We start from the raw sequence: 4,748 nt of genomic DNA, 5'->3' as shown, positions 1-4,748 counted from the left end.
GATCATCAGGAGAGCTGGCAATGCCGTTTCTCACTGACTCAACAGAAGTCGCCGTCGAGGGCGTCGGTGCAGCCCGGCGCATCGGCTGGATGCGCTTCGTGGGGAATGGCTTGGGCGCGCTTCCGATTGCCTCGATCATTCTGGAGCGTCAGGCGGATGCTGCGCCCTGGGTGCTGCTATTGCTCAACGCCATCGCATGGCCGGCGCTGGCGATGCTCCTGACACGTCGCGCCCGCGAGCCTGCAGCAGCGCAGTTCCGCTGCATGATCGTCGACTCTCTCTTTGGAGGCGCATGGATCGCCTTCATGGCCCTCAGCACGGTGCCAAGTGCGTTGTTTGCCGCGTTGCTGGTGGCCGACAAGATCGCCGCCGGCGGCATCCGCCTGGCAACGAGGGCAACCCTGGCCCTGGTGGTCGGGTTCGCCGCTACCTGGCTTGCCCTGGGCCTGCCTTATCAACCCATCACCTCGCAGCGCACCGTTGTCCTCAGCCTGCCTTTCCTGTTCGTCTACGGCATCGGGTTGAGCGTGCTGAGCTGGCGGCTGGCGCGCCGGGTGAAATCACAGAATCGCCAACTGCAGCGCCTGAGCCGGATGGATCCGCTGGTGGAGCTGGCCAACCGCGGTTTCCTGATCCAGCGCGCCCAGCAGATGCTGCAGACGGGGCAGCACCACGGCGGCGATGCGTGCCTGCTGATGCTCGATGTTGATGATTTCAAGCGGATCAATGATTCGCATGGCCATCGTGCCGGCGATGAGGTGCTTCGCCGCATCGCCGTGGTGCTGCGTCAGCTGGCCCAGCCGGGTGACATGCCGGCGCGCCTGGGCGGTGATGAGTTCGCCGTCCTGCTGCGCCAGCGGATACCGGCAGAGGCCATGGATGTGGCCGAGCAGATAAGGCACTACCTGCAGGAGCCGGGCGCCCCTGAAACAGCCCATATCCAGTTCAGCGTCAGTATCGGCATCGCCGCAGCGGCTGGCACGGGCAGCGCAGAAGATTGGCTGGCGAAGGCGGACAAGGCGCTCTATCACGCAAAACGGCACGGCAAGAACACCGCAAGCTACGCCGAGTAATCTGCACCGGGCAAGTGTCTGTGAAGCAGCTGCCGATCCTGGGCGCTGCGCTGGTCGCGATAGGTGGCCTGGCGTTCCAGCCCGCGCCTGATCAGAGCAGCAGCAACGCCCCGATCAGCGCGGGCGGCATCACCAGCGCGCCGACACGCAGGAAGTCGAGCGCGCTGACATGCTCGCCTTCGCGGCGCAACGCCACCAGCCACAGCATGGTGGCCAGCGAGCCGGTCACCGACAGGTTCGGGCCCAGGTCCACGCCGATCAGCAACGCCGCGCGTGTCTGCGCCGGCAGCTCGGCCATCTGGCCCAGCGAGCCCGCCGCCAGGCCCACCGGCAGATTGTTGGCCACGTTGCTGAGCAGTGCGGCTGCGCCTCCGGCCAGCCAGCCCGCCTGATGCGGCGAGGTCTGCGCCAGCGCCTGCAGGTTGCTGGCCGCTGTCTGGATGACACCGGTCTGCGAAACCGCTTCAACCAGCACGAACAGGCCGGCCACCAGCGGCAGCACGCCCCAGGAGACGTGGCGCAACAGCGGCAGCGGGCTGCGGCGCTGGCGGATCGCCACCACCGCTACGCTCAGCGCGCCCGCACAGAACGTAGCCAGGCCCAATGGGCCGTTCAGTGCGGAGGTCACCAGCAGCACGGTGCCGGTGAACAACACCCCCAGCGCACTCAGCCGGCCACCCTCGGTAAGCGGGCGATGCTCGGGCGACGCCGCCAACGGCTGCGCGATCTCGCGGCGATGCACCCAGCGCAGCACCAGATACGTGGCACCGATCGCCGCCAGCGAAGGCAGCGCGAACTGCGCCAGCCACTGCAGCAGCGGTGGCATGTGGTTGCCGTACACCACCAGGTTGGCCGGGTTGGAAATAGGCAGCACGAAGCTCGCCGCATTGGCGATGAACGCACAGACAAACAGATAGGGCAGGGGGTTGGCGCGGGCCGCCTTGCACGCGGCATAGACCGCGGGCGTCAGCACCACCGCCGTGGCATCGTTGGACAGGAACACCGTCACCACCGTGCCGACCAGGAACACCAGATCGAACAACCGCCGCCCCGAGCCGCCCGCATGCCGCACCGCATACAAGGCCAGCCAGTCGAACAGGCCCTCGCGCCGCGCCAGCTCGGCCAGCACCATCATGCCGACCAGGAACAGATAGACATCCCGGCCTTCAGCAACCGCGTGCCAGGTCGTGCCGAGCGACACCGCCCCAAGCAGCGGAAGCAGCGCGGCCGCGCCAAGCGCCCACACGTACTCCGGAATGCGGAACGGCCGGAACAGCAGGCCGACGGTGGCAACGGCCACGGCCGCCCAGATGATGAAGGGGGAAGAGGAAGCGAGCATGGAGTGGGTGGGGTCTCAGCTGCACCGGMGCGAGCCAACAGCAACGCGCGCTACAGCGATGGCAAGTGCGAGAAAGTCGGCATCATACCGTGCCGGCTGCAGCGCCGGCCCCGCCAGCAAAGGGCCGTATCAGAACCCGACGTGCGCCCGATTGAAGGCGCATGCCATTCACCGTGATGCGTCACGGTAATGCCGATTCCGGACATCCGCATCGCAAGGGTGGTGCCGGCCAGGCCGGCAAGACGCCATGTGGTGCAGCCTCGGCTGCGATTCGGTGAGCGGCACAACGCCGGTGGAGCAGGGGTGCAATCGACATGCGGACAGGAACCGAATTCGATTCATCCGTTCGCTGGTCACGCTGACACGATAGGACACGCGTACATCGCCGAGCGCCGCGCAGAGGGAAGGGTGCAGGCCGTATCGCTGACACCTGTCACTTGTCCGGGCAATGCGTACCGCCAATAGTGAGCGTCACCGCCGCCTGCATGGCCGGCACTCACCGAAAGGACCTCCCGTGAACCTGCTGCAGCAACTCCTCTGGCAGACCCCCATCTGGGTCTGGGTGCTTCTGGCGTTCCTGGTCTCGCGCGGCATCGCGGCCATGCGGCCGGGGCAGACCTCGCTGCGGAAGCTGGCCATCGTGCCGGCGCTGTTCAGCGCCTGGGGCATCTGGTCGATCAGCCACCGCTATGGCGGCTCGCCGTTGGCGTGGGGCGAATGGCTGGCCGGCATCTGCGCGGGCGCAGCAGTGGGCTGGCTGCTGCCGCGCCGGGCAACGCTGAGCGTGGACGCCTCCACGGGCACGCTGTGGCGTAGTGCCGACTACAGCCTGCTGCCACTGCTGCTGGTCACGTTCGTCATCAAGTACGGTTTTGAAACGGCGCTCGCCGTGGCGCCCGGCCTGAGCAGCAACGCAGGTTTCAGCGCCGCCTATCTCCTGCTGTCTGGCGGATTCACCGGCATCTTCATCGGCAAGTACTGCCGCTATCTGGCGGCGTCGCGCCGGGCAACGCCCAGCGGGATGCAGCCTGCTGGCTGAGTCCAGTCCAGGATGGGGGCGGTGCACGCGCCCTCACCCTGTTCACCCTGCAGCGGCAAGAATAGGCCACGGCTTGGGCGGGAGCCGTCCACACTGGACTATTCGCTTCGCGCTCAGTTCAAAGACGCCTCAAGGAGTGCCCATCCCCGGTTGGAAACCCGCGCCGCTTTGGCAGGGATTGGAGTGCGTTATCGAGGCTGTCCGTCGATTTCACTAGTAGGTCAGCTTCCGGAAACCAACCTGCGTCGAAACCTCGTCTTCGCATTCCACCACGAAGGCAACCGCGTCATGAGGAAGATGCAGGCGCTGCCGAAGCGCCTTCCCGCCGTAATCGAATGCCCTCACAGCGAGGAGATAGTTGGGGTGCGAGGCGTCCAACTCGACACAGGCAAGGCACGCCAGCCCATACCACGTTCCATCCACTCCCTTTCCGGCATAGCACTTGCTGGATGTGGACAGCGGATCAAGTATCACCAGGCGATTGGATCGTCCGCAGCCGCCAATCGTTGTCCAGGTATGGCAATGGCCCTTCGCGCTTCGACCAGATCGAGGCCTATGCCCAACGCACTCTGATTGGCTCCAAGCAGGTGCTTCAGCTCGGCGAGCTGTCGGTCAGCAATCCGTTGTTCTCGGGTGCTCCGATTACGGGCATGCAGCTGCTGCCCGAGGAAGCACTGCAACAAGGCTCTTCCAGCGTGGAGGTGCAGCGCATGCTGAAGCCCCGATGCAGGCCATTCCATCGGATCCGTACGAACGTGTCTAGGCGTAATGACGCAGGTGTGGCGATTCGAGCGGGTTGTGCGCCCACGACGTGCCGCAGCGGCTAACCGTCCCTGCTGGCCAGATAGCGTTCTCCCCACAACTTCATTGCTTCCAGTGTTGGCGCCAGTGTGGTGCCCAGCGGCGTCAACGTGTATTCAACACGCGGCGGAACTTCTGCAAACACTTCGCGCCGGACGATGCCGCTTGCCTCAAGCTCGCGCAGCTGCAAGGTAAGCGAGCGCTGGGTCACGCCGCCGATCAGCTTTCGCAGTTCCCCAAACCGTTTAGTGCCGCTCAGCAGGTAGTGAACGATCAACGGCTTCCACTTCCCGCCGGCGATCTCGACAGTCACTTCTACGGCACACCGGTAATCCGAAGGCAGGCCAGCGGGCATCATCACTCCAATAGGATACTTTGTATCCCTATATATACAAAGTGTGCCTGGTTGTAAATTTGCCACTGGCCTCTGATAGTGCTGGCCCGGAAGGGAGCCCCTTCGCAATCAGAGAGAAGACGCATGAGAGCTGCGTATTAC

At 65.1% G+C, this 4,748-nt stretch carries 5 protein-coding genes; 3 read left to right on the top strand and 2 right to left on the bottom strand.

Annotation, left to right across the window (positions count from 1 at the left end; translation table 11 throughout):
• Positions 1-1,073 (top strand): sensor domain-containing diguanylate cyclase (locus tag AC1VAN_RS11925; RefSeq protein ID WP_480985864.1); only part of this gene is annotated, 1,073 nt, incomplete at its 5' end.
• A 91-nt stretch (positions 1,074-1,164) separates the two neighbouring features.
• Here the strand turns inward: AC1VAN_RS11925 and AC1VAN_RS11920 are convergent.
• Positions 1,165-2,412, bottom strand: coding sequence for an arsenic transporter (locus AC1VAN_RS11920; protein WP_478013505.1), 1,248 nt, complete (start codon positions 2,410-2,412; stop codon positions 1,165-1,167).
• Between the two features lie 514 nt (positions 2,413-2,926).
• Between AC1VAN_RS11920 and AC1VAN_RS11915 the strand changes: the two genes are divergently transcribed.
• Complete coding sequence (locus tag AC1VAN_RS11915) at positions 2,927-3,451, top strand: DUF6622 family protein (RefSeq protein WP_442251921.1); 525 nt, start codon at positions 2,927-2,929, stop codon at positions 3,449-3,451.
• Between the two features lie 335 nt (positions 3,452-3,786).
• Positions 3,787-4,278 (top strand): fimbria/pilus outer membrane usher protein, encoded by a 492-nt coding sequence (locus AC1VAN_RS11910; RefSeq protein ID WP_425602657.1) that lies wholly within the window; start codon positions 3,787-3,789, stop codon positions 4,276-4,278.
• On the opposite strand, the gene AC1VAN_RS11905 is transcribed toward AC1VAN_RS11910, so the two are convergent.
• A complete protein-coding gene (locus tag AC1VAN_RS11905) occupies positions 4,275-4,565 on the bottom strand; it encodes a helix-turn-helix domain-containing protein (RefSeq protein ID WP_312963245.1) in 291 nt (96 codons plus the stop codon). The genes AC1VAN_RS11910 and AC1VAN_RS11905 overlap by 4 nt on opposite strands.
• Positions 4,566-4,748: the final 183 nt, after the last annotated feature.

Source organism: Stenotrophomonas sp. 05L44_2 (assembly GCF_056665995.1).
The sequence above is the reverse complement of the archived record's forward strand: the minus strand, read 5'-3'. Positions and strand labels throughout refer to the sequence as shown.